The sequence below is a fragment of the Amycolatopsis sp. SID8362 genome, assembly GCF_010550475.1.
Taxonomy (GTDB): Bacteria; Actinomycetota; Actinomycetes; order Mycobacteriales; family Pseudonocardiaceae; genus Amycolatopsis; species Amycolatopsis eburnea.
On the sequence record NZ_JAAGNB010000331.1, the window covers coordinates 1 to 208 of the forward strand.

Consider the following 208-nt stretch of genomic DNA (forward strand, 5'->3'; position numbering starts at 1 on the left):
GATCGCGGCGGTGAACCGGCGCAGCCCGGGTACCGCGTCGGGGCGCATCCAGATCTGGTGGCGGTCCGTGCGGCCCTCGGGCGACACCGCGCAGTACGCCAGCGTCGTCATGCCGACGCCGCCGCGGGCGGGACGGCGGTGGTACTCGATCAGCTCGTCGGTGACGAGCGCGTCCTGCGTCCGGCCTTCGAACGTCGCGGCCTTGACC

Annotated in this window: 1 pseudogene; it reads right to left on the reverse strand. The window is 74.0% G+C overall.

Annotated elements, in window-relative coordinates:
- Positions 1 to 208, reverse strand: a pseudogene (locus G3I65_RS10710) (NADH:flavin oxidoreductase); the annotation flags it as partial.